Annotated in this window: 21 protein-coding genes and 1 other RNA gene; 15 read left to right on the top strand and 7 right to left on the bottom strand. The window is 63.3% G+C overall.

Annotated features, from left to right (window positions below; all coding sequences use genetic code 11):
* Positions 1 to 61: 61 nt before the first annotated feature.
* The gene (locus tag AC1D05_RS07895; protein ID WP_477439755.1) at positions 62 to 1,282 is read left to right on the top strand and encodes an alanine racemase; all 1,221 of its coding nucleotides are present in this window, start codon (positions 62 to 64) and stop codon (positions 1,280 to 1,282) included.
* Here AC1D05_RS07895 and AC1D05_RS07890 read toward each other — a convergent pair.
* Entirely contained in the window at positions 1,279 to 2,010 is a 732-nt protein-coding gene (locus tag AC1D05_RS07890) for an SDR family oxidoreductase (protein WP_477439753.1), read from the bottom strand. The two genes, AC1D05_RS07895 and AC1D05_RS07890, sit on opposite strands and share 4 nt — an antisense overlap.
* 129 nt (positions 2,011 to 2,139) lie before the next feature.
* Between AC1D05_RS07890 and AC1D05_RS07885 the strand changes: the two genes are divergently transcribed.
* Complete coding sequence (locus AC1D05_RS07885; protein WP_477439751.1) at positions 2,140 to 3,048, top strand: LysR family transcriptional regulator; 909 nt, start codon at positions 2,140 to 2,142, stop codon at positions 3,046 to 3,048.
* Between the two features lie 41 nt (positions 3,049 to 3,089).
* Here AC1D05_RS07885 and AC1D05_RS07880 read toward each other — a convergent pair whose 3' ends face one another.
* Positions 3,090 to 4,268, bottom strand: a complete 1,179-nt coding sequence (locus AC1D05_RS07880) for a lytic murein transglycosylase (protein ID WP_477439749.1) — start codon at positions 4,266 to 4,268, stop codon at positions 3,090 to 3,092.
* Positions 4,269 to 4,564: 296 nt separating this feature from the next.
* Positions 4,565 to 5,362, bottom strand: a complete 798-nt coding sequence (locus AC1D05_RS07875; protein WP_477439747.1) for a glycoside hydrolase family 25 protein — start codon at positions 5,360 to 5,362, stop codon at positions 4,565 to 4,567.
* Between the two features lie 220 nt (positions 5,363 to 5,582).
* Between AC1D05_RS07875 and AC1D05_RS07870 the strand changes: the two genes are divergently transcribed.
* Both AC1D05_RS07870 and AC1D05_RS07865 read left to right on the top strand, forming a co-directional pair.
* Entirely contained in the window at positions 5,583 to 6,962 is a 1,380-nt protein-coding gene (locus AC1D05_RS07870) for a serine hydrolase domain-containing protein (protein WP_477439745.1), read from the top strand.
* Between the two features lie 16 nt (positions 6,963 to 6,978).
* On the top strand, positions 6,979 to 7,299 hold the full coding sequence (locus tag AC1D05_RS07865; RefSeq protein WP_477439743.1) for a hypothetical protein: 321 nt from the start codon (positions 6,979 to 6,981) through the stop codon (positions 7,297 to 7,299).
* Here the strand turns inward: AC1D05_RS07865 and AC1D05_RS07860 are convergent.
* Genes AC1D05_RS07860 through AC1D05_RS07850 form a run of 3 tightly spaced genes read right to left on the bottom strand, consistent with a single transcriptional unit; the run spans position 7,286 to position 13,160 of the window.
* The gene (locus AC1D05_RS07860) at positions 7,286 to 7,960 is read right to left on the bottom strand and encodes a class I SAM-dependent methyltransferase (protein ID WP_477439741.1); all 675 of its coding nucleotides are present in this window, start codon (positions 7,958 to 7,960) and stop codon (positions 7,286 to 7,288) included. The genes AC1D05_RS07865 and AC1D05_RS07860 overlap by 14 nt on opposite strands.
* The gene (locus AC1D05_RS07855) at positions 7,957 to 9,255 is read right to left on the bottom strand and encodes a BtaA family protein (protein WP_477439739.1); all 1,299 of its coding nucleotides are present in this window, start codon (positions 9,253 to 9,255) and stop codon (positions 7,957 to 7,959) included. Before AC1D05_RS07855 ends, AC1D05_RS07860 begins: the two co-directional genes overlap by 4 nt.
* A gap of 32 nt (positions 9,256 to 9,287) precedes the next feature.
* On the bottom strand, positions 9,288 to 13,160 hold the full coding sequence (locus tag AC1D05_RS07850) for a hydantoinase B/oxoprolinase family protein (RefSeq protein ID WP_477439955.1): 3,873 nt from the start codon (positions 13,158 to 13,160) through the stop codon (positions 9,288 to 9,290).
* Positions 13,161 to 13,340: 180 nt separating this feature from the next.
* On the opposite strand from AC1D05_RS07850, the gene AC1D05_RS07845 reads away from it, so the two are divergent.
* The 7 genes from AC1D05_RS07845 (at position 13,341) to AC1D05_RS07815 (ending at position 17,324) form a co-directional block, all read left to right on the top strand.
* Positions 13,341 to 13,553, top strand: coding sequence for a hypothetical protein (locus AC1D05_RS07845; RefSeq protein WP_477439737.1), 213 nt, complete (start codon positions 13,341 to 13,343; stop codon positions 13,551 to 13,553).
* Positions 13,554 to 13,716: 163 nt separating this feature from the next.
* Positions 13,717 to 14,436: a TerB family tellurite resistance protein gene (locus AC1D05_RS07840; protein WP_477439735.1), complete on the top strand. Its 720-nt coding sequence runs from the start codon at positions 13,717 to 13,719 to the stop codon at positions 14,434 to 14,436.
* Positions 14,433 to 15,188: a peptidoglycan recognition protein family protein gene (locus AC1D05_RS07835; protein WP_477439733.1), complete on the top strand. Its 756-nt coding sequence runs from the start codon at positions 14,433 to 14,435 to the stop codon at positions 15,186 to 15,188. The genes AC1D05_RS07840 and AC1D05_RS07835 overlap by 4 nt, the downstream gene beginning before the upstream one ends.
* 212 nt (positions 15,189 to 15,400) lie before the next feature.
* On the top strand, positions 15,401 to 16,108 hold the full coding sequence (locus tag AC1D05_RS07830; protein WP_477439731.1) for a lytic transglycosylase domain-containing protein: 708 nt from the start codon (positions 15,401 to 15,403) through the stop codon (positions 16,106 to 16,108).
* A 77-nt stretch (positions 16,109 to 16,185) separates the two neighbouring features.
* Positions 16,186 to 16,585: RNase P RNA component class A (gene rnpB, locus AC1D05_RS07825), an RNA gene on the top strand.
* A 164-nt stretch (positions 16,586 to 16,749) separates the two neighbouring features.
* The gene (locus tag AC1D05_RS07820) at positions 16,750 to 17,034 is read left to right on the top strand and encodes a type II toxin-antitoxin system ParD family antitoxin (RefSeq protein WP_477439729.1); all 285 of its coding nucleotides are present in this window, start codon (positions 16,750 to 16,752) and stop codon (positions 17,032 to 17,034) included.
* On the top strand, positions 17,031 to 17,324 hold the full coding sequence (locus AC1D05_RS07815; protein WP_477439728.1) for a type II toxin-antitoxin system RelE/ParE family toxin: 294 nt from the start codon (positions 17,031 to 17,033) through the stop codon (positions 17,322 to 17,324). Before AC1D05_RS07820 ends, AC1D05_RS07815 begins: the two co-directional genes overlap by 4 nt.
* Positions 17,325 to 17,333: 9 nt before the next feature.
* On the opposite strand, the gene AC1D05_RS07810 is transcribed toward AC1D05_RS07815, so the two are convergent.
* The gene (locus tag AC1D05_RS07810; RefSeq protein ID WP_477439726.1) at positions 17,334 to 18,449 is read right to left on the bottom strand and encodes a cystathionine gamma-lyase; all 1,116 of its coding nucleotides are present in this window, start codon (positions 18,447 to 18,449) and stop codon (positions 17,334 to 17,336) included.
* A gap of 407 nt (positions 18,450 to 18,856) precedes the next feature.
* Here AC1D05_RS07810 and mraZ point away from each other — a divergent pair, with 407 nt between their 5' ends.
* Genes mraZ through AC1D05_RS07790 form a run of 4 tightly spaced genes read left to right on the top strand, consistent with a single transcriptional unit; the run spans position 18,857 to position 22,434 of the window.
* On the top strand, positions 18,857 to 19,315 hold the full coding sequence (mraZ, locus tag AC1D05_RS07805; RefSeq protein WP_477439724.1) for a division/cell wall cluster transcriptional repressor MraZ: 459 nt from the start codon (positions 18,857 to 18,859) through the stop codon (positions 19,313 to 19,315).
* Positions 19,312 to 20,328: a 16S rRNA (cytosine(1402)-N(4))-methyltransferase RsmH gene (gene rsmH / locus AC1D05_RS07800; RefSeq protein WP_477439722.1), complete on the top strand. Its 1,017-nt coding sequence runs from the start codon at positions 19,312 to 19,314 to the stop codon at positions 20,326 to 20,328. The genes mraZ and rsmH overlap by 4 nt, the downstream gene beginning before the upstream one ends.
* A 4-nt stretch (positions 20,329 to 20,332) precedes the next feature.
* Positions 20,333 to 20,728, top strand: coding sequence for a cell division protein FtsL (ftsL, locus tag AC1D05_RS07795; protein WP_027057937.1), 396 nt, complete (start codon positions 20,333 to 20,335; stop codon positions 20,726 to 20,728).
* Positions 20,725 to 22,434, top strand: a complete 1,710-nt coding sequence (locus AC1D05_RS07790; protein WP_477439720.1) for a peptidoglycan D,D-transpeptidase FtsI family protein — start codon at positions 20,725 to 20,727, stop codon at positions 22,432 to 22,434. Before ftsL ends, AC1D05_RS07790 begins: the two co-directional genes overlap by 4 nt.
* Positions 22,435 to 22,459 lie beyond the last annotated feature (25 nt).

Genomic DNA, 22,459 nt, shown 5'->3' with positions numbered 1-22,459 from the left:
ATTGTTTTCATTAGCCGCTAGCTTGGATTAATTGTGCGCAGCTCAGGTCAAGGATTCGTCCATGCAGCGATTCGAAAATGCCCGCGAGGCGGCCCTGGCGCTTCGCCCGGACGATCCGGTCTATTGCTTCCGCCCGCAGGTGCTGATGGCCGACGCCCGGCAGTTCATGGGCATGTTCCCCGGCAAGACCGCCTATGCGGTCAAGACCAATGGCGAGCCGATCGTGCTGAAGGCGCTGGTCCAGGCCGGCGTCACTGCCTTCGACGTCGCTTCGCCCGGCGAGTTCGCCGCCGTGCGGGCCGTCTCGCCCGATGCCGAGATGCTCTACATGCATCCGGTCAAGGCGCAGTCCGATATCAAGCTGGCGCTGGAGAAATACGGCATCCGCGTCATCTCGCTCGACCATGAGGATGAGATCACCAAGGTGACCCGGGTGGTGCGGGCGCTCGACATCGATCCAGGCACGATCAGCGTGTTCGTGCGGGTGCAGACCAAGGGCCACGCCGCCTACGAGCTGTCGAAGAAATTCGGCGCCGGGCCGGCCTATGCCGTCGAACTCGCCGAGCGGCTGAACCGCACCGGCTACAAGGTCGGGCTTTGCTTCCATGTCGGCAGCCAGATCGAGGACCCCGACACCTATGAGCGGGCGCTGGCGTCGGCCGACTGGGTGCGCAACCGGCTGACCTTCGACATTGCCGGGCTCGATGTCGGCGGAGGCTTCCCGGCCGAATACGGGCACGATCCTAATCGCAAGCAGATCGAGATGCCGTCGCTCGGCCAGATCATGTCGCGGCTGTCCGGCGACCTGAAGGAATACCAGTTCGACCAGGTACCCTTGGTGGCCGAGCCGGGCAGGGTGATCGTGGCGCGTTGCCTGTCGCTGATCGTGCGCGTGCTGCTGCGCAAGGGCAAGCGGCTCTACATCAATGACGGCATCTGGGCGTCATTGTCGGATTCATGGACCGGCAAGATCACGCTGCCGGCCCGCTTCACTCCCGACCCGGCGATCCGGACCCGCAATGGGGACGAGAAGAACATCGTGCCGTTCAAGGTCTGTGGCGCGACCTGCGATTCCGTCGACATCCTGTCCAGGCCATTCTGGCTGCCGGAAACCGTCGACACCGGCGACTGGATCGAGATCGGCCATATCGGCGCCTATTCGCTGTCGCTCAGGACCCGCTTCAACGGCTTTTACCCCGACACATTCGTCGAGGTGACGACGCCCTTCGACGAGGGCGACGCGCCGCAGGGGTTTGCCAGCTTGGAGACGATGGCCGATTAGGCGACGCCACCGCCGGCCTGGATGTTCTCGCCGGTCAGCCAGCGGGCCTCGTCGCTGGCCAGGAAGACCGCGACATCGGCAACGTCGCGCGGCGCGCCGATCCTGCCGAACGGCGACATACCGGCAGCCACGGCGCGATCTCGTTCGGGAAGCAGGTCGGTGTCGGTGAAGCCCGGCGACAGCGCATTCACGGTAATGCCGCGCGTCCCGAGTTCACGCGAGAGCACGCGGATGAACTGTTCGACCGCGCCCTTGCTGCCGAGGTAAAGCGCTGTCTGCGTGAAGAACATCTTCGTGCCGCCGGTGGAGACGGCGATGATGCGGCCGCCATCCCGCACACGGCGCGCTGCTTCCTGAAGCGTGAGGAAGGTGCCCTTGGCATTGGTGCCGAAGACAAAGTCGAAATCGGCTTCGGTTGCCTCGATCAGCGGTTTGATGACGGCGACGCCGACATTGGCGACGACTATGTCGATTGCGCCGAGCTCACTCTCAGTCTCGTTAAACAGGCGGCGGACATCGGCGGGAGTGGAAATGTCGGCCTGAATGGCAATCGCTTTGCCGCCTTTGCCGACGATGGCGGCCACAACCTCATCAGCGGCTTTCTGGTTGCCGACATAGTTGACAACGACAGCAGCGCCCGTGGCCGCGAGGCCTTCGGCGATGGCCCGGCCGATGCCGCGCGAACTGCCGGTGACGATTGCGGTTTTGCCGTGCAGAGGCTGAGACATGATCAATTTCCTTCACCATTCCGGCCCGCAGTTTCGTATGCGATGTGGCCGATGGTTGAGAGATAGCGGCATGCAATTGATCAGATAATAGCCTATTATCTGATTAGGTTGTTAATCCATGGATACACAATGCGCGGAACCGAATTCACCGAACTCAAGGCATTTTCCGCAATCGTCGAGGAGGGCAGTTTCGTCCGTGCCGCCGCAAGACTGCGTGTGTCGCCGCCAGCGCTCAGCCAGTCTATCAGGCAATTGGAGACGCGTATCGGCGTCAGGCTCCTCAACCGCACGACGCGTAGTGTCTCTCCGACCGCGGCTGGCGACGCGCTTTTTTCGCGCCTCGCTGTTGCGTTTGGTGAACTGGAAAGCGCCATTACCGATGTTCATGCAGCGCGTGATCGGCCAGCGGGTTCGCTACGCATCAATGTGCCGCGTGTCGCCGCGATGCGGTTCATCGCGCCGATCCTCGGGGACTTTCAGCGCACCTATCCCGATATCGCGCTGACCATCATCGTCGACGACACGCTGGCCGACATTGTCGGAGGCCGGTTCGATGCAGGAATCCGGCTCGGCGAGCGGCTGGAGAAGGACATGGTGGCGGTGAAACTGAGCGAGGATTTGCAGATGGCCGCAGTCGCCGCTCCCGCTTACCTTGAAAACCGTGCCATACCTCGTCATCCGCAGGAGTTGCACCAGCACCAATGCATCAAATTCCAGTGGCCGGGCGGCGGTAACCTCTATCGATGGGAGTTTGCGCGCGGCAAACGGGCTCTGGAAATCGCTATTGAGGGCAGCCTGACCGTCAACGATACCGAACTGATGCTCAATGCCGTGCTGGATGGCGTGGGCATTGCCTACATGTTTGAATACCAGGTCCGGCCCTGGATCGAGCAAGGCAGGCTGGTCCGTTTTCTGGAGACCTGGTCGCCCGGCTTTCCCGGCTTTTATCTATACCACCCAAGTTCGCGGCATGTGCCGCCAGCCCTGCGGGCGTTCATCGATTTTGTGCGGGGGAGGAGAGTAGGCAGTAGTCGGTAGTCAGAGCCTCAAGAATGGCCAGTTACTGATCGCCACTCTCATTACAGTTTGGCCAAAAGCTCGGGCGTCGGCCAGCCATCCACAGGCAGCCCCAGCCGCATCTGCTCCTTGCGGATGGCTTCGCGGGTGTTGGTGCCCAGAATGCCGTCCACCGTGCCGACATCGTAGCCCCGGGCTTCGAGCTTGGTCTGCAGCGCCTTCATCTGCTCGTTGTTGAGGCCCGGCTCGGGGCCGCGCGGATCAAGCGGCGGCGCGCCGGCGAGCCGTGCGGCGAGGTTGGCCGCGGTCAGCGCGTAGGTGAAGGACTGGTTCCATTCGAGGTAGACGTCGAAATTGTCGTAGGTGAGGAAGGCCGGGCCCTTGCGGCCCATGGGTAGCGCCAGGCCGGCCTTCAGGCCCTTGTCGACCAGCGGCGAGCCGTCGGGATTGGTGACACCCCACTGCGCCCACTGCGTCAGCGGCAATTTGTTGGTGCGCCCGGTCTGGTCCCAGGGCATCTCGTCGGGCACACGCACTTCCTGGATCCAGGGCTCGTCGCGCTTCCAGCCGCGCGACAGCACCTTGTTGGCCGTGGTCATGATCACGTCCGGCACGCTTTTGCGCAGGTCGATCTTGCCGTCGCCGTCGCCGTCGACGCCGTGTGTCAGATAATCGGAAGGCAGGATCTGCGTCTGGCCGATCTCGCCAGCCCAGGCGCCAGTGACATCGGCCGGCAGCACGCCGCGATCGATCAGTTCCAGTAGTGGCACCAGCTGCTGGCGGAACAGCTGGGGACGCCGGCAATCATGCGAAAGCGTCACCAGCGCGCTCAGCGTGTGGAAATCGCCCTGCACGGCGCCGAAATCGGTCTCCAGCGCCCAGAAAGCGGTGATGACCGGCGCCTGGACGCCGAACTGCTGGTCGGCGCGGGCGAAGATATCGGCGTATTTCTTCATGTTCGCCGCACCTTGCTTCAGCCGGTAGGCCGAGATCATGCGGTTGGAAAATTCGACAAAGGTCTGGGTGAAGACGCCCTGAGCGCGGTCGCGCGCCAGCGCTCTCTCGTCAAAATTGGCATCTTCCAGCGCGTCGAGACCGACGGCGCCGACGCCGGCCGCCTTGGCTTCCGCCGCCACACCCTGTTTCCAGATTTCGAAATCGCCGCCGCATTGCTGCGCCATCGCCGGCAAGGCCGTGGCGCACAGGAATAGCGCCGCGAGGGCTTGGGAACGCAGTCGCATCAGCTTCCTTTCGAAACGAAGAGGGCATTGTCGTGCTTGGCTGGAAACCCAACGCCCTGAATTACCGGCGGTTGCACTTTTCACCGCTGGCTGTGTCGAAAAGCAGGCGGCAGGCCCGGTGTCAACGGTTCTTCTGCCGCAACCCCTTGTTGAAGGTGGTTCGCTGCCGTTGAACCCGGTTCAACGGAAGCTCTGCTGGAACAACTTGGTCCAAGGATTCGCTGCCGTTGAACCGGTTCAACGGAAGCTCTGCTGGAACAACTTGGTCCAAGGATTCGCTGCCGTTGAACATGACGTCAACGGGTGTTCTGCCGCAGCCACTTATTCCATGCGGCTTCCGAGCCGTTGAAGACGTTGATGTCAGACTTGCCCGTCATGCCGGGAACGATGCCGGTCCCGGTGTACTGCCAGAAGGTGAAGGGGTGGCTGCCATACTTCTCGCGCGGGTGGCCGGCGACGGAACGCAGCCAGTAGGGATAGCCGCGGAAACTCGACAGCTCATTGTCGTCGAAGAAGTCGACCGAGGTGTAGATGATCGGCTTCTTGCCGTAATGCCGCTCGACGATCTCGAGGAAGGTGGTCATCTCCGCGCGCACCGTGGCAGGGTCGGGGCGCAGCCTGCAGGTCGGCGATTTCGGGTTCCATTCCATGTCGAGGACCGGCGGCATGGCGGAGCGCTCGACGGGAACATTCTGGATGAACCAGCGCGCCTGCTGGGCGGCCGGCGTGCAGAAATAGAAGAAATGATAGGCCGCGCGCGGAACGCCGGCGGCTTTCGTGCGCGCCCAGTGCTCGCTAAAATACTCGTCGAAGCGGTCGCCGCCTTCGGTGGCCTTGATGAAGGCGAAGGAAATGCCGCTCGCCTTGGCCGCCGGCCAGTCGACCGAGGTCTGGTATTTGGAGACGTCGGTGCCGTGAACGGCATAGTTCCACGGCGCGCCGCTGTCCCATTCATGTGGCTTGGAATCGGCGAAGCGCGGCGCGCGCACCGCCACCGTCGGACTGCTGGAGGCGGATGGCGACAGCGAGAGATCGTCCACGGTCGAGCAGGCGCCAAGCAGCGTCAGCATGAAAAGGGCCGCAAGACGGCGCATCACAACTTCCAAGCCGGAATCAGCCGGTCGCTGATGGGTCTGTGAACTGATGGCCGGTCTGGCCCCTCCGAACGATCGCCCCACGCATCGTCCAGCATATCCTGTGATGGCCGATCATGGTTGATAATCCGTTGATGGCGCTCGACAGGAGCCCTGATTTGCGGAAGCAATGGCGGCAAATCGATGACATAAGGTTCGGGCGAGAGCCTGGAGGCAACGGATGCGGATCGTGGTCAAGATCGTCAAATGGCTGCTTGGCCTGATCGTGCTGGCGGTCGCCGCGCTGTTTGCGTGGCTCTATATCGCGCCGCCGGAACTGATCCGCGTCGGTTCCGGCTATTCGGCCAAGATCGTCTGCTCGAACGTCTTCATCACGGGGCGCGATGCTAACGAGGTGCTTGCAGTCGACGTGCAGGCGCCCGGACATCCGCTGCTGCGGCTGATGCGGGTCTCGGTCGACAAGAACAGGGGCACCGTCTCCGCCGGCCTGCTTGGCTTCCTTGGCAAGAGCGAGGCGGTTTCCCGCGACGGGCTGGGCTGCGCCTCGGTTCCCGACGGCGATGTCGGCAAGGCGCGACGCACGGCGGTCCATGCCGAGCCGTCGGCGACCAGCCAGGATACGCTGTGGCCCGAAGGCGAGCGGGTCGATGCGTCACAGGATCCGGTGCTTGCCAAACTGCTCGACGACGCGGCGCTGACCGGCTCCGGCATGCGTGCCGTGGTGGTGGTCAAGAACGGCCGCGTCGTTGCCGAACGTTATGGGGACGGCTTTTCGGCCAAGACGCCGCTGCTCGGCTGGTCGATGACCAAGACGGTCAATGCCGCGATCATCGGCACGCTGGTCAAGGACGGCAAGATGGCCGTCGACAACAAGGGCCTGTTCGCGCCGTGGAAGGCCGATGGCCGCGCCGCGATCAGCCTTGCCGACATGATGGCGATGTCGAGCGGGCTGGAGTTCAACGAGGATTATGGCGACGTCGCCGATGTCACGCGCATGCTCTATCTCGAGCCAGACATGGCGGGTTTTGCCGAATCAAAGCCGCTGACCGGCGAAGTCGGCAAGGTGTTTTCCTATTCGAGCGGCACGGCGGTGATGCTGTCGCGGCTCTGGCAGGACGCGATCGGCGACAAGGCCAAGGCGCTGACATGGCCGCGCAGCGCGCTGTTCGAGCCGCTCGGCATGCACAGCGCGGTGCTCGAAACCGACGAACAGGGCACGTTCGTCGGCTCGTCCTATCTCTACGCCACGGCGCATGATTGGGCCCGCTTCGGCCAGTTCCTGCTGCAGGGCGGGGTGTGGAACGGCAACCAGATCCTGCCGGCCGGCTTCGTCGACTGGATGCGCGAGCCAGCGCCGGCCTCGAAAGTCTACGGCAAGGGCCAGTTGTGGATCGAAGCGCCGGGCGATGAGGAAAAACCGGGCGCCGGCGTTGCCGCTGGCCTGCCCAAGGACACTTACTGGATGGAAGGGCATGACGGGCAGACGGTCACCATCATCCCCTCGGAGCAATTGGTGGTGGTGCGGCTCGGGCTGACGCCGGCCAAGCTCGGCTACCGGCCACAGACGATGGTGGGCGCGCTGGTGAAGGCGCTGCATTAGCGAGGGGAGGCCAGGGTTGGGCGTTCTAAGTGTCGGCGGTGAGCTGCCAGTATTGGGAGGCGGCAGACGAATAATCTATTCGATCATCGAGTACGCGATCGGCACGATCGGTGAAAAGCCTTACCTGGCCACACTCAAGGAGAGCTTCGACCGCGGATACAATCACGCTGATTTGGCCATATTGACCCGAGATGAGTTAAGCGAATTTCGGGACGCTGCAGCAAGCTATGCGCGAAACATTCACTGGAAGCGCGAAGGACTTAAAGACTGCGAAGAGCTGATGCAGGAGCTTCTAGGCCTCGTCGATGCACGGTTGGCACAACTCACGACGCATTGATGGGCTGCGCGATTACCGCCAGCCAGGCATAGCCGCGATAAAGCGTGCGGAAACGGAAGGTTGCGCCGGTTCGCCGCGATTCCGATTCCAGGACTTCGCGTAGCGATTCACGCGGCGAGACGTGGAATTTTCTGAGCCAGCCGCGCAGCAGGGTGCGGAACCAGCCCGGCAGACCTTCCTGCTGGCCGAAATCGACGATGTGCAGCGAACCGGTCGGAGCGAGAGCGCCAAGTGCCGCCGACACCGTCTTCTCCCAGTCGGGGATCATCGACAGCGAATAGGACACAAAGATGCGATCGAAGCGCGCGATGCCGTAAAGCGCGCCTGCGTCGAAATCGGTGGCATCGCCTCCTGCCAGCATGACGCGGCTGGACAAGCCTTCGCGGTCGATCGCCTTGCCGGCCGTCTCCAGCATTTCGGCCGAGATATCGAGGCCAAAGAAGCGGGCATCGGGATAGCGACGGGCGGCCAGAATAATGTTGCGGCCGGTGCCGCAGCCGAGTTCCAGAACGGTGCCGCCGGCCGGCACCTCCAGCCCCGCGATCAGCCGGTCGCGGCCGAGCAGGTAGTATTTACGGGTCAGGTCGTAGATGTGGCGCTGCCAGCGGTAGACACCGTCCATCAGCTCGGCATGGCTGGCCTGCAGCTCCGTCGCGCTCATGCCGCGCGCTTCACATAGAGGTGGAAGCCACCATAGATGGCGGAGCGGTCGCGGGCCGAGAATTCGCGCGACGCCTCGTCCTGATAGTCCCACTGGTCGAGCAGCGAGGTCGAGACACGGCCCGGCAACAGGCTCGGCTCGGCGGCGGTGCGGAAGATGACGCGGGCGCCGGCCGAGGCGGTGCGGCTGATTTCCGACCACAGCGCATTGAGCTGGTCATCGGTCATCCAGTCCTGCGCGTCGAGCAGGATGAAGCGGTCGACAGTGCCGGCATCCTTGGCGGCCAGGAACTCGATCAGATTGGCATGGTGGATGGCGACGCGGTCGATATTGCCGCGGATGGTGTCGTAGTTCTGCTTTTCCAGATAGGCGGGCAGGGCGGCTTCGCCGGGTTCGGGATAGCGGCGGGCAAAGGCCTGCCAGGCGAAGTAGTTGTTTTCCAGGGGAAAATCGCAGGCGAGCTTTTCCAGCCGGGCCTTCAGCACGCTCGCCATGGTGCCGTCGCCGGAGGTGATCAGCGAATCGTACTGCGCCGGCGGAATGCCGAGGCCGAACAACGAGGCCTTACGCGACGTCGCCCATTTCAGCAGCGGTTTGTCGAAGACCGGCGCCAGTTCCTCGTTGAAGAAGCGGCGTTGTTCGCCGATGTTCCTGGCTTCCATCATGCGGGCCGGATTGACGCCGAAGAACTTCGCCGTGCGGTGGCCCATGGCGATGAACAGACCGAGCAGGCCGGTCTGGTAGAAATTGCGGTCGAAGACACCGATGCGCCGGCGGCCGCGCCAGTTGCGGTGCTCCCAATAATGGCGGCTGACCGGATCGAGGTGCGGCGCGATAAAGCGGTCGTAGGCTTGCGAATTGTGGCTGGTGTCGGCGGCGCCGAAGAAGCGGAACAGGTCGCCCTGCGAGGGCAGGCGGCGCACCGCTTCCAGCTTCATGCGGTTCAGCGCGATGTGCGCGGCATTGAGGTCTACGGCGTCGACCCTTGCCGGCGAGCGGGTGAGGTAGGCCAGGATGTTGCAGCCGCCCGAGGCGATGGTGACGACGCGGTGGCCTTGGCCAAGCTGCATCGCCTCCATGTCGACATCGGGGTCTTCCCAGATCTGCGGATAGACGAGGCCGGAAAACAGGAAGGCGAACAGCCGCTCGGAAATGCCGGCTTTCGAAAGCGCGCGGTTCTGGTAGACCGCTTTTCCGACTTCCTTGCCGCGGCGAAAAACCAGATCTGCGGAGACGTCCGTCATGACAAAGTGATTCCCCATTTGCTTTGTCGCAAGCGGGTAGCGCAGGGTCATGACAGGCCGGTGACAGCCTGTTGACGTGTTCTTTACAGCTTGCCAAACCCGCCCGGCGTCGGTGTCGTCAGGATGACGGCATCGCCGGCGTCGAGCACGGTCTGGTCGCAGGCCTTCAGCACGTCGATCGAGCCGTCCTTGCGGCGGATTTTGGTCGAGCCGACCTCGCCGTCGCCGCCACCGTCCAGCCCCTGCGGCGGGCGGTTGCGGTGTGAGGATAGGATGGCGCATTCCATCTTTTCGAGGAAGCGGATGGTGCGTTTGGTGCCGTCGCCGGCGCTCCATTTGCCCTTGCCGCCGGATCCCTCGCGGATATGGAAATCCTCCAGCACCACGGGAAACCGCAGTTCCAGTACTTCCGGATCGGTGAGGCGCGAATTGGTCATATGGGTGTGCACGCCCGAGGTGCCGGCAAAGCCGCGGCCGGAGTTCATCTGGCCAGCCGGCGAGCCGGAACAGATGGTTTCGTAATACTGGTACTGCTTGTTGCCGAAGGTCAAATTGTTCATCGTGCCCTGCGCATTGGCCATGGCGCCCATGGCGCCGAACAGCGCATTGGTGACATGCTGCGAGGTCTCCACATTGCCGGCAACGACGGCGGCAGGGTAGGCGGGCTTCAGCATGCAGCCATCGGGAATGATGATGTTGATCGGTCGCAGGCATCCGGCATTCATCGGGATCATGTCCTCGACCATGACGCGGAAGGCATAGAGGACCGCCGCGCGCGCCACCGGCTCCGGCGCATTGAAATTGTTCTTCATGACAGGCGACGTGCCGGTGAAGTCGACCGTCGCCTCGCGCTTTTGCCGGTCGACCGTGATCTTCACCTTGATCACCTGGCCGGTGTCGGTGGGATATTCATAGGCCGATGTGTCCGGCAGCCGCTCAAGCACGCGGCGCACGCTTTCGGCGGCGTTGTCCTGGACATGGCCCATATAGGCCTCGACGACATCGAGGCCGAAATGCGCGACCATCTTGCGCAGTTCGGCGACGCCCTTTTCGTTGGCGGCGATCTGCGCCTTGAGGTCGGCGATGTTCTGATGCGGGTTGCGGGCCGGATAGCGGTGGTCGGTCAGCAGCGTATGCAGCTCTTTTTCGCGGAATTTACCGCGGTCGACGATGCGGAAATTGTCGAACAGCACGCCTTCCTCGTCGACCGTCGTGGCGAGCGGCGTCATCGAGCCAGGGGCGGTGCCGCCGATGTCGGCGTGGTGGCCGCGCGAGGCAACGTAGAAGAGAATTTCCTCCCCCCTCGAGGGGGAGGTGGCGGCGAAGCCGCCGGAGGGGGTCGGATCGACCGGGCTCGGCGCTCTTGCGGTGCCTTCTGAGAGGACCCCACCCGGCCGCTGCGCGGCCACCCTCCCCTCGAGGGGGAGGGAAAAGACGGGCGTCACCACGGTGATATCAGGCAGATGCGTGCCGCCATTATAGGGAGCGTTCAAGGCAAAGACGTCGCCGGGTTGGATGTCGCCGGAGTTCAGCCGGATGATGGTTTCGACCGAGCGGTCCATGGAGCCCAGATGCACCGGCATGTGCGGCGCGTTGGCCACCAGGGCGCCTGTGTGGTCGAAGACGGCACAGGAAAAATCCAGCCTTTCCTTGATGTTGACGGAGTAGGCGGTGTTCTGCAGCGTCACGCCCATCTGCTCGGCGATCGACATGAATAGATTGTTGAAGACTTCCAGCATGACCGGATCGGCTGATGTGCCGAGGGCAGCAGCGCGCGCTTTCCGTGCCGTGCGGCGGATCACGACGTGGTTGAGATTGGTGATTTCGGCCTGCCAGCCCGGTTCGACGACAATGGTCTGGTTGGGCTCGATGATGAGGGCGGGGCCGGCGACCAGATTGGATGGGCGCAGGTTTTCGCGACGATGGATGCCGGCTTCATGCGACCGGCCTTCGGTGTAGATGCGCCGCGTTCCGGAAGCGCCGGCTTCAACCCTCGCAGGCCCGGCTGGTGCATAGGCTTCGGCGCTGCTTTCGCCGATTTCGCTGCCCTCGACGCCGACCGTCTCGACAATCATCGGCTTGTCGTCATAGACGAAGCCGAATTGTGCCTTGTGGGCGATTTCGAAATCGCGCTTCGCCTGGAAAATTGAGTCGCTCTCGAAATTCACCGGCAGCGTCGTGTCGGTGCCATCATAGCGAATGTGCAGCACCGGCTTGGTGGCGACCACGTCCTCGGCGATGCCTTGCGCCGCCAGCTCGGCGATGACGGCCTTTCTCAAGATGGCGATGAGGTTGCCGATCTCGGTTCTCGACTCTTCGGCAAGCGGCTTGAGCAGCGCCTGCTGGCGTGAGGCAAAGACCGAGGCGAGGCCGATGCCATAGGCTGAAAGCAGGCCGGAGAACGGGTGGATCAGCACCGCCTCCATGCCAAGCGCGTCGGCGACAAGGCAGGCGTGCTGGCCACCGGCACCGCCGAAGCAGTTGAGCAGATATTCGGTGACGTCATAACCGCGCTGCACGGAAATCTTCTTGATGGCGTTGGCCATATTCTCGACGGCGATGGTGACAAAGCCCTCGGCGACGGCCTCCGGCGTTCGGCCATCGCCGATTTCGGCGGCCAGCGCGCTGAATTTCTTGCGCACGGTGCCGACATCGAGCGGTTCGTTCTGGCCGGGGCCAAAAATGGCCGGGAAGAAATCGGGCTGCAGCTTGCCGAGCATGACGTTGGCGTCGGTGACGGCCAGCGGCCCGCCGCGCCGGTAGGCGGCGGGGCCGGGATTGGCGCCCGCGGAGTCCGGTCCGGCGCGAAAACGGCCGGCCTCGTAATGCAGGACCGAACCGCCGCCGGCGGCGACGGTGTGGATGCGCATCATCGGCGCGCGCACGCGCACGCCGGCGACTTCGGTGTCGAAGGCGCGCTCATACTCGCCATCATAGTGGGCGACGTCGGTGGAGGTGCCGCCCATGTCGAAGCCGATGACTTTTTCGAAGCCGGCGAGCTTCGCCGTCTCGACCATGCCGACGACACCACCGGCCGGTCCCGACAACAGCGCGTCCTTGCCCTGGAACATGTCGGCGGCGGTGAGGCCGCCGGAGGACATCATGAACATGAGGCGAGGGGTTTCCCTCCCCCTCGAGGGGAGGGTGGCGGCAAAGCCGCCGGGTGGGGTCGGAACGACCGGGCTCGGCGTTTTAGCGGTGCTTTCTGAGAGGACCCCCTCTGGCCGCTTCGCGGCCATCTCCCCCTCGAGGGGGGAGAGGACGCCGAGCTCCTGTCCAACCCTTTGCACATAGCGCGACAGGATGGGCGAGAGATAGGCGTCGACCACGGTGGTGTCGCCGCGGCCGACCAGCTTGATCAGCGGCGAGACCTCATGGCTGACCGAGACTTGGGCGAAACCAAGCTTGCGGCAGACCTTGGCCACCGCCTTCTCGTGATCGGGGTATTTCCAGGCGTGCATGAAGACGATTGCCACGGCATCGATGCCGTCGGCTTTCGCCTGCTCGATCGCCGGCCGGCAAGCTGCGATGTCGAGCAGCCGTTCGACGCGGCCGTCCGCGAGCACGCGCTCGTCGATTTCGATGACGCGCTCATAGAGCTGCTCGGGAAGGATGATCTCCTTGGCGAAAATGTCGGGCCGCGCCTGGTAGGCGATCCTGAGCGCATCGCGAAACCCCTTGGTGATGAGCAGGAGCACGCGGTCGCCCTTGCGCTCAAGAAGCGCGTTGGTGGCGACCGTGGTGCCCATCTTGATGTCGCCGATCAGGCCGGACGGGATCGCGGCGCCCGGTTCAAGATCGAGCAGGTCGCGGATGCCTTGAATGGCGGCATCGGCATAGGCTTCGGGATTCTCCGAAAGCAGCTTGCGCGGATGCAATTCCCCTTGCGGGTCACGGCCGATGACATCGGTGAAGGTGCCGCCGCGATCGATCCAGAAATCCCATTTCGCGGCCATGGCTGTAGTCTCCGGCATTTTCGTTTCCAGCTTTCGTTGTTAATGCGCCAGCACGCCGGCAGCAACGCATCCCGTTGATGTTACATGCGGAAACGCAACGTTATGAAACTCATGGCCGCGTGGCGCATTTCCTCTGTAACCGTTCACTGCAACGTGAGCGTGTGTTGAAGGAGAGATATTATGAAAAAGCTCATTCTGGCTTCCGTGTCCGCCCTTGCCCTGCTGGGCGTCGCGGCCTGTAGCGACAGCGGCAAGGGCACTGACACCACCACCACGCAGAGCACGAATCCGCCGGCTGCTGAGCAGCCGATGAAGCCTGTGGCTCCGGCCGATAATTCGACCAAGCCCGCCGAGCCGGCTCCGGCAACACCTGCTCCTGCGCCCGCGCAGTAGTTTGTAAGCTGTAAAGCGTGTCTTGGGAGGAAGGGCCGGCGTCATGCCGGCCTTTTCTTGCAAAGGCAGCCACCGGGGCTGACAAGGTGCCTCTGGTTCTCGGACCTGACAGAGGCCGTTATTGGCTTGATAGCGGGGACCGGTTGGCTCTATGAAGCGGGCCATGTCGATTTGGGACCGCCTCGGCGAGTTTATCACACGGGTATCGTCTTCAGCGACGTCGGGCGTTGCCGATGTCGTCGAGGCTGTGCGCACTGTGTTCTCCGGCGATGCGGACCTGCGCCGCCGCGTCGCCTTTTCCGTGGCGATGATCGCGCTGTCGGCCAAGATGGCCAAGGCCGACGGCATCGTCACCCAGGATGAGGTGCGCGCCTTCCAGGAAATATTCGAAGTGCCGCCGAAGGAGACGCGCAACGTTGCGCGGCTGTTCGATCTCGCCCAGCAGGACGTGGCCGGTTTCGAAACCTATGCTGCGCGCATGGCACAGATGTGCGGTTCCGGGCATTCCAATTGCGCGATGCTGGAAGACATACTCGACGGCCTATTCCACATCGCCAAGGCCGATGGGCTGGTGCATGAGCGCGAAGGCATCTTCCTGCACCGTATCGCCGAGATCTTCCGCATCGACGAGGCGCATTACGAATCGATCCTGGCCCGGCACGTCAATCTGGGCGCCGGCGACCCTTATGTCGTGCTCGGCATCGAGCGCGGCAAGCCGTTCGAGGAAGTCAGGAAGCGGTACCGCAAGCTGGTGTCCGACAATCATCCCGACCGGCTGATCGCGCGTGGTCTGCCGCAGGAATTCATCAAGATAGCGACGACCAGGGTCGCGGCGATCAACGCCGCCTATGAGATGATCGAGCGGGGCCTGCGGCACGTATGAGCGGGTTCCTGCCCGACGAGCCGAGCGCCGAAGTCAGGGTATCGCCGAATTTCGGACCAAGGCGCGACACGCTGAAGCCCGACATGATCGTGCTGCACTATACCGGCATGGCGACGGGCGCCGGAGCGGAAGCCTGGCTGTGCGATCCGGCGAGCGAAGTCTCGTCGCACTATCTCGTCCATGAAAACGGCCACATCGTGCAGATGGTCAGGGAAAGCGACCGCGCCTGGCACGCCGGCAAGAGTTCCTGGTTCGGGCGCACCGACATCAATTCCTGCTCGATCGGCATCGAGATCGTCAATCCAGGCCATTCGCTGGGCTATCCCGGGTTCCCCCGGCGCCAGATCGGGGCGGTGATCGGCCTGTGCAAGGGGATTGCCGAACGGCATGCGATCGCCGCCACGCGGGTGCTGGCGCATTCCGATGTGGCACCGGGGCGCAAGATCGATCCGGGCGAGAAGTTCCCGTGGGCCGCCCTGTTCGAGGCGGGCGTCGGCCATCTCGTGCCGGCCGCCCCCATCAGGCGCGGAGCCGCGCTGACGCCCGGTGACAGCGGTGCCAATGTCGAGGCGTTGCAGTCGATGCTGGCGCTCTATGGCTATGGTGTCGAGATATCGGGCATTTTCGACCATCAGACACGGATCGTCGTCGAGGCCTTCCAACGCCATTTCCGGCGCAGGCTGGTCGACGGGCTGGCCGACGGCTCGACGATGCGTACGCTGCAAAAATTGCTTGCTTCCATGAGCCGCTGACCCGGGGTCAAGGCGCTGCCCAAGTAATCTTCTTCCTTCGCTAGGTTACAAACTGTCACTCAAAGTGACTTGCCCCGCCTTCATTGGCGCCAATTCGGGCTTCAAACGGCAATTCGTACAGTTTGTCGGACGTCTATCCCCCCGGATGTTCCGATATTAATCAAGCCGTGCCACGCGAAGATCTTCGCGTGGTCCAGATAGAACAGGATCACATGCAGAAATTGACCGTTGTAACGGCAGCTCTTGCTGCCGGCGTAATGACTTTTGCCTTCAACGCGGCCAACGCCGCGCCGGCAAGCCCACGGGCCGATCAGGCGCTCGTCGCGGTGACCGCCAAGGGCAAGGCCATTTCGGCCAAAAGCAGCAGGAGCACGAAGGCAACGGCGAAGCAGGCTTCCGCGAAGGTGGAAAAGGCCAGCTGGATCAAGGCGAAGAGATCCGGCGCCAAAAGGCAGACAAAGCGCGGCCGCAAGACCATCGACATGACGACAACGGCATCGATCGGCCTCAGGAATGTCGCGGCTTCAACGGCAGCGGTGGCCAGCAGCGGACAATATTCCGCGATCGTCGCCCGCTATGCGGCGAGCTATGGCGTTCCGGTCTCGCTGGCCCAGGCCGTCATCACGATCGAGAGCAACTACCGGCCGAACATGGTCGGCAGCGCCGGCGAGATCGGCCTGATGCAGATCAAGCCGGCGACGGCGCGGATGATGGGCTATAACGGCTCGGCCAAGGGTCTCTTCGATCCCGACACCAACATCAAATACGGCATGAAGTATCTCGCTTTGGCGCAGAACCTTGGCGGCGGCACGACCTGTGGCACGATCCTGAAATACAATGCCGGCCATGCCGCAACGCGGATGAACCCGATCTCGGCCGCCTACTGCAGCAAGGTCAAGGTGCAGATGGCGGCGCTTTGATTGCAAGTTGCGAGAGCCGGCGGACAAGCCGGCTTTTTCATTTGCGTTTTCCCGGCTGAACCCCTTTATACGCCTTGCCAGCTGGCTGGGCGGCCGCACTCGCAAACGCCGAAAGGCCGCGAGTGAGGAAAGTCCGGGCTCCATGGAGACACGGTGCCGGTTAATGGCCGGCGGGGGCGACCCCAGGGAAAGTGCCACAGAAAGCAAACCGCCACGACTTTGTCGGGGTAAGGGTGAAAGGGTGGGGTAAGAGCCCACCGCGCGACTGGCAACAGGAGCGGCACGGTAAACCCCACCGGGAGCAAAACCGAATAGGGGCGGTGCGAGGGGAAACCCTCGAGGGCTGTTTCCGGCTCACCGTCCGGGTAGGTTGCGTGAGGCGCATGGCAATATGCGCCCAAGATGAATGGCCGCCACGTTCTCGTCCCGCAAGGGGCGAGGGCCATACAGAACCCGGCTTACAGGCCAGCTGGCAGTTTCTCCCCGAAGAGAAATCCTTTGAGATCAGAAGGTTGCGCCCTCGGGCGCGCCTGTCGATTCAAGGCTTTTTCAGGTTGTCTGTACCAACCAGGCTCGGCCGCTGCTTGAAGCTGGTACGATTAAATCGTACCATGGTTCGACATCGATACCAGGAGCCTATCATGGGACAGGTCGACAAACGCAGCATCACGCTGTCGCCAGAACTGGCGCAGGCGGTGGACGATGTGGTCGCGGCAGGGGAGTACGCCTCGGCGAGCGAGGTGATCCGCGAGGCGCTGCGGCAATGGAAGGACCGACGCGATCTCTTCGGCTACACGGTCGAGGAATTGCGTAGGCTGGTGCAGGAAGGGATCGACAGCGGGCCGGCGCTGGAAGGACCGCCTATCCTCGAACGAGCGCGCGCCAAATATCTCAAGATGGCTGAGGCAAAAGGCCTTGAGGAGTGAAATACCGGCTGCTTCCCCAAGCAGTGGTCGACCTCGAAAGCATCGGTGACTACATCGCCGATCACGATCCGCGGGCCGCTGTCCGGTTCGTGGATGCGCTGGAACGACGTTGGGACTTGCTCACCCTCCATCCCTTCTCAGGCGCGCCACGCGATGATATCGCGCCCGGGATCCGTCATCTGGTCGTCGGCGACTATCTCACTTTGTATCGGGTTGGCGGCGACGCGATCGAAATTCTTCGCGTGCTGCACGGCCATCGCAACATCGAGGCCGACGACCTCGGGTCGTGATCGGTTCGGTTAGCCGCTGATCCTGTCCAGCGACGCCTCGATCGCCGCCCAAAGCTCTTCCACGGGTTCACAGCCTATCGAGAGTCGCACAAAGCCGGCAGGAACCGCATCGCCTCGCTTCATGCGCCGCTCGGCCGAAGTGTGGACGCCGCCAAAGGAGGTCGCGGCCTCGATCAGTTGGCAATTGTTGATGAAATCCTCGGCCTTGTCCTCCGAGGCGAGTTCGAACGAGATGAGGAAGCCGAAGCGCTCCATCTGGGCACGGGCGAGGTTGTGCGAGGGATCGCCATTCAGGCCGGGAAAACGCAGGCCACGCACCGCGCGATGTTCCTTCAGCCGTTGCGCGATGGTTTCGGCCGATGAGCACATGCGGTCGAAGCGCACCTCCAGTGTTTCGAGGCCGCGATGCACCAGCCAGGCTTCAAACGGTCCGGGAATGCCGCCAACAATGCTGCGCCAGTCCGCCACCTTGGTGACGATGTCGGCGTTGCGGCTGGCGACATGGCCGAACAGCACGTCCGAATGGCCGTTGACCGCCTTGGTGTCGGCGGAGACGACGACATCGGCGCCGAAGTCGAGCGGACGTTGGCCGAATGGCGTCATTGTCGTGTTGTCGACGACAAGGATCCCGCTTTGTTCGTGGACAGCCTTGGCGATCGCCGAGATATCGCAGATGTCCAGCCGCGGATTGGACGGGGTTTCCACGAAGACCAGCGAATAGCCTTCGAAGCCGCCGTCAAGGAAGGTCGGCGTCGGCCTGGTGTCGCAGGTGATGCCGAGCGGCTTCAGGAAGCGTTCGGCCATCGCGCGGGTGGCGTGATAGCCGTCCGCGGGCAGGAGCACGCGGTCGCCCGATTTCAGAAGCGCGAAAAACACCGACGAAATCGCGCCCATTCCTGAGGGAAAGCTCACGCATTGCGCATCCTCCAGATGGCCGAGCACATGTTCCACGGCGCGCCAGGTCGGATTGTCGTAGCGGCCGTATTGATCGACGCCGGTCTCGACGCCCGGCGTGTGAAATATCGAGGCCATGGTCAACGGCAAGGGGATCGGGTCGCCGGTGGCGAAATCGCGGCTGCGCAAATGGGATAATTCGGCGGCGCGTGACTTTGCCGTCTCGGACATGAGCTCGATCCTTGTTTTCTGGGCGGAAGACGTCGCTCGACGCTATGCGGGCGGGTGATCCGCGGCAAGTCGCGTCTTTTGGGCCAAGGGGGTCTAAACGCTTCGTTAGGCTTAATGATCCATAAAGACGAGACGTGCCGTAACGGCTGCTCGGATTGGTCGCGATGCGCGTGTTTGTGAAGCCTATTCCCGTTGACGCCCATAGTGCCCCATGATATCCCATTTCGACATCAAAGCCTTCGTTCCGTGTCAGGGTAAAGCGTACGCCAATCGGGCAGCCGCGGCGGCTGCGCGTTTGCCGCTTTTTGCCCGTGTGGACGAACTGGCTGTGGGGCAGGGAACGCGCTGCGGCGGCGCGTACGAGACGATGAAGAGGGGTGCGGCGGCGCAAGCGGCTGTAACGTTTAATGGACCGGTTTCTGTCGAACACGGTGAGCAGGATCGATGCGAAGGGGCGGGTGTCCGTTCCGGCGCATTTCCGCGCCGTCGTGCAGAAGCGCGGCTATTCGGAACTCTACGCATTGCGCTGCCTGGACCTGCCGGCGATGGATGTCGGCGGGCTCGATTTGCTCGACCGCTACGAGCAGCGCATCGCCCAGGAAGATCCCTTCCTGCAGACGGCGGACGACATGTCGTTCTTCTGCCATGGCGATGGAACCTTCCTGAAGCTCGATCAGGACGGCCGCATCACGATGAGCGATTTCGTCCGCGAGCACACCGGCATCTCGGCGGAGGTGGCCTTTGTCGGGCGCGGCAATTTCTTTCAGATCTGGGAGCCGGGACGGCTTGCGGCCTATGGGGCGCAGGCGCGGGCCAGGCTTTTGCAGCTTCGGCAGGGGACGAAGCCTGGGGAGCGACCGGAATGATGGTGGGCCACGGCGATGACATCCACGCCGTTGGCGGATCGGTCCGCCACATTCCGGTCCTCCTTGGCGAAGTGCTCGAGGCACTGGCGCCGGCGGAGGGCGACATCATCATCGACGGCACGTTCGGCGCCGGCGGCTACACCAAAGCCATTCTGGCGACCGGGGCTTCCGTCGTGGCGATCGACCGCGATCCCGACGCCATCACAGCCGGACGCGATCTCGAGGCGCAATCGGGCGGTCGGCTAAAACTGGTGCAGGCGCCGTTCTCGACACTGGACGAGCATGTCGAGAGTGCTGATGGCGTCGTGCTCGACATTGGCGTGTCCTCCATGCAGCTCGACCAGGCCGAGCGCGGCTTCTCGTTCCGCAATGACGGGCCGCTCGACATGCGCATGGCGCAGGCGGGCCTGAGTGCCGCCGATGTCGTCAACAGCTTCAAGCCTGGCGACCTTGCCCGTATCTTCGGTTTTCTCGGCGAGGAGCGTCACGCCGGCCGCATCGCCCGCATGATCGAGGCGCGCCGAGAGAAGCGGCCGTTCGAGCGCACGCTGGAGCTGGCCGATGCCATCGAGACGCATGTCGGCCGCGCACCGAAGGACAAGATCCATCCGGCCACCCGCGTCTTCCAGGCGCTGCGCATCTTCGTCAATGATGAGCTTGGCGAGCTGGCCAAGGCGCTGTTCGCGGCCGAACGTGCACTGAAGCCGGGCGGACGGCTCGCCGTGGTGACGTTCCACTCGCTGGAAGACCGGATCGTCAAGCGCTTCATCGCCGACCGGGCCGACGTCGCCACGGGATCACGTCACTTGCCCGAGGCGCATGCGCGTACCGCGACCTTCCGCAAGGCCGGTGGCGGCGTGACGGCTGATGATGCCGAGGTCGCGGCCAATCCGCGCGCCCGCTCGGCCAGGCTGCGCGCGGCAATCCGCACCGATGCGCCGGCGCGTGGCGGCGACTTTTCGATTTTCGGCCTTCCAAAGCTTCCCGGCATCAACCTGCCGGGGGAGAGGTAAGCACGTGTTCCGTACCAGCGACATTGTTCTGATCGCCGTCATGGTTTCGGCGGCGGCCCTGACCTACAAGACCAAGCGCGAGGCCGAGGATCAGCTGGCGGCGGTGCAGAAGATCCATACCCAGATACGCTACGAGGAGGAGACGATCGACCTGCTCAAGGCCGACTGGAGCCTGCTCACCCAGCCGTCGCGGCTGCAGAAGCTCGCCGAACTCTACAAGTCGCAGCTCGCACTCGAGCCGGTCAGTGCGCGCCAGATCGTCGGCTTGAGCGACCTGCCGGCCAAGGCCCTCGACATCCAGGACATCCTGAAAGGACGCCAGGACAGCATGGCCGACAATTCCGACAAGGCGCCGTCTGGCGACAAGGATCCCGTCGTGACCGGAGACATCGCCCAATGATCGGCAAACTGCTGAAGCGTCGTGCCAGGACGGCTGAGGACGGATCGATCGTCGTCGAAGGCGCCCGCAAGGCGACCGGCGGCAAGGGCAAGGCGCGCATCGTCATGACGATGGCGGTGTTCTTCGGCATCTTCTCGACCATTTCGGGGCGGCTGGTCTATCTCGGCTTCCAGACGCCTGATCTATCGGGCGGCCCGCAGAGCCGGATCACCGCCTCGCGGCCCGACATTGTCGACCGCAATGGCGAAGTGCTGGCGACCGACATCAAGACAGCGTCGCTGTTCGCCGAGCCACGCCGCATCGTCGATGCCGACGAGGCGATCGAGAAGCTATCGACCGTGCTGCCCGAGATCGATTACGAGCAGACCTACCACAAGCTCAAGAGCGGCGCCGGCTTCGTCTGGTTGCAGCGGCAGCTGACGCCCAAGCAGCAGGCCGACATCATGCAGCTCGGCATTCCCGGGTTCGGCTTCCGCACGGAGAAGCGCCGTTTCTATCCGAGCGGCGAAACCTCGTCCTATATTGTCGGCCTGACCAATATCGACAATCAGGGCATCTCCGGCATGGAGAAATATATCGATGAGCAGGGCCTGAGCGACCTGCAGGCGTCGGGCCTGGCGGTGGCCAAGGATCTCAAGCCGGTGAAGCTTTCGATCGATCTGCGCATCCAGCATGTGGTGCGCGACGAGATCGCCGCCGGCCTGGAGCGCTACCGCGCGCTCGGCGCCGGCGCCGTCGTGCTCAACGTCAAGACCGGCGAAGTGGTGGCCATGGCCTCGGTGCCGGATTTTGATCCGAACAATCCTTACAATGCACAGGAAAAGGACCGGCTGAACCGGATGTCGGCGGGCCTCTATGAGATGGGCTCGACCTTCAAGAGCTTCACCTCGGCCATGGCGCTCGATTCCGGCAAGGCGAACATGAATAGCCGCTTCGACGCTTCGCATCCAATCCGGGTCGGCCATCAGGCGATTCACGATTTCCACGGCAAGAACCGTGTGCTGTCGCTGCCGGAAGTGTTCCTATATTCGTCCAACATCGGGTCGGCCAGGGAGGCCGAACTGGTCGGCATCGAGGGGCATCGGGAATTCCTGCATCGCCTTGGCATTCTGGAGAGGATGCAAACCGAACTGCCTGAGGTCGCCCGCCCGACCGAACCGAAGGTCTGGAAACAGGTCAATTCCTTCACCATCGCCTTCGGCCACGGCGTGTCGACGACGCCGCTGCAAGCGGCTGTCGGCTGCGCCGCGTTGATGAATGGCGGCTTCCTGATGAACCCGACCTTCCTGGTGCGGACGCAAGAGGAAGCGATGGCCGCCGCCAAGAAGGTGGTGAGTGAAAAGACGGTCGAGGGCATGCGCTACCTCTATTCGCTCAACGCCGAGAAGGGCTCGGCCAGGAACGCCAGAGTTCCCGGCTACCGCGTTGGCGGCAAGACCGGAACGGCCGAGAAGGTCATCAACGGCCGTTACTCCAAGGAGTTGAATTTCAACACCTTTGTCGCCGCCTTCCCGATGGATGACCCGCAATATCTGGTGTTTACGATTGCCGACGCTCCGCACCCGGAAAAGCCAGGGATGACCGACGTCGCCGCCAACAATGCGGGGGTCATGGCAGGCAATATCATCCGGCGTTCGGCGGCCATGCTTGGCGTGAAGCCAGATTTCAGCCATGAAAATGGTGCAACGCTGGTTTCCTATCAGTGATTCTTGGGGCGCGCCGGCAACTGCG

The organism is Mesorhizobium sp. P2_E9 (assembly GCF_056403815.1).
Note: the sequence above shows the minus strand (reverse complement) of the source record. Positions and strands in the feature narration are given on the sequence as shown.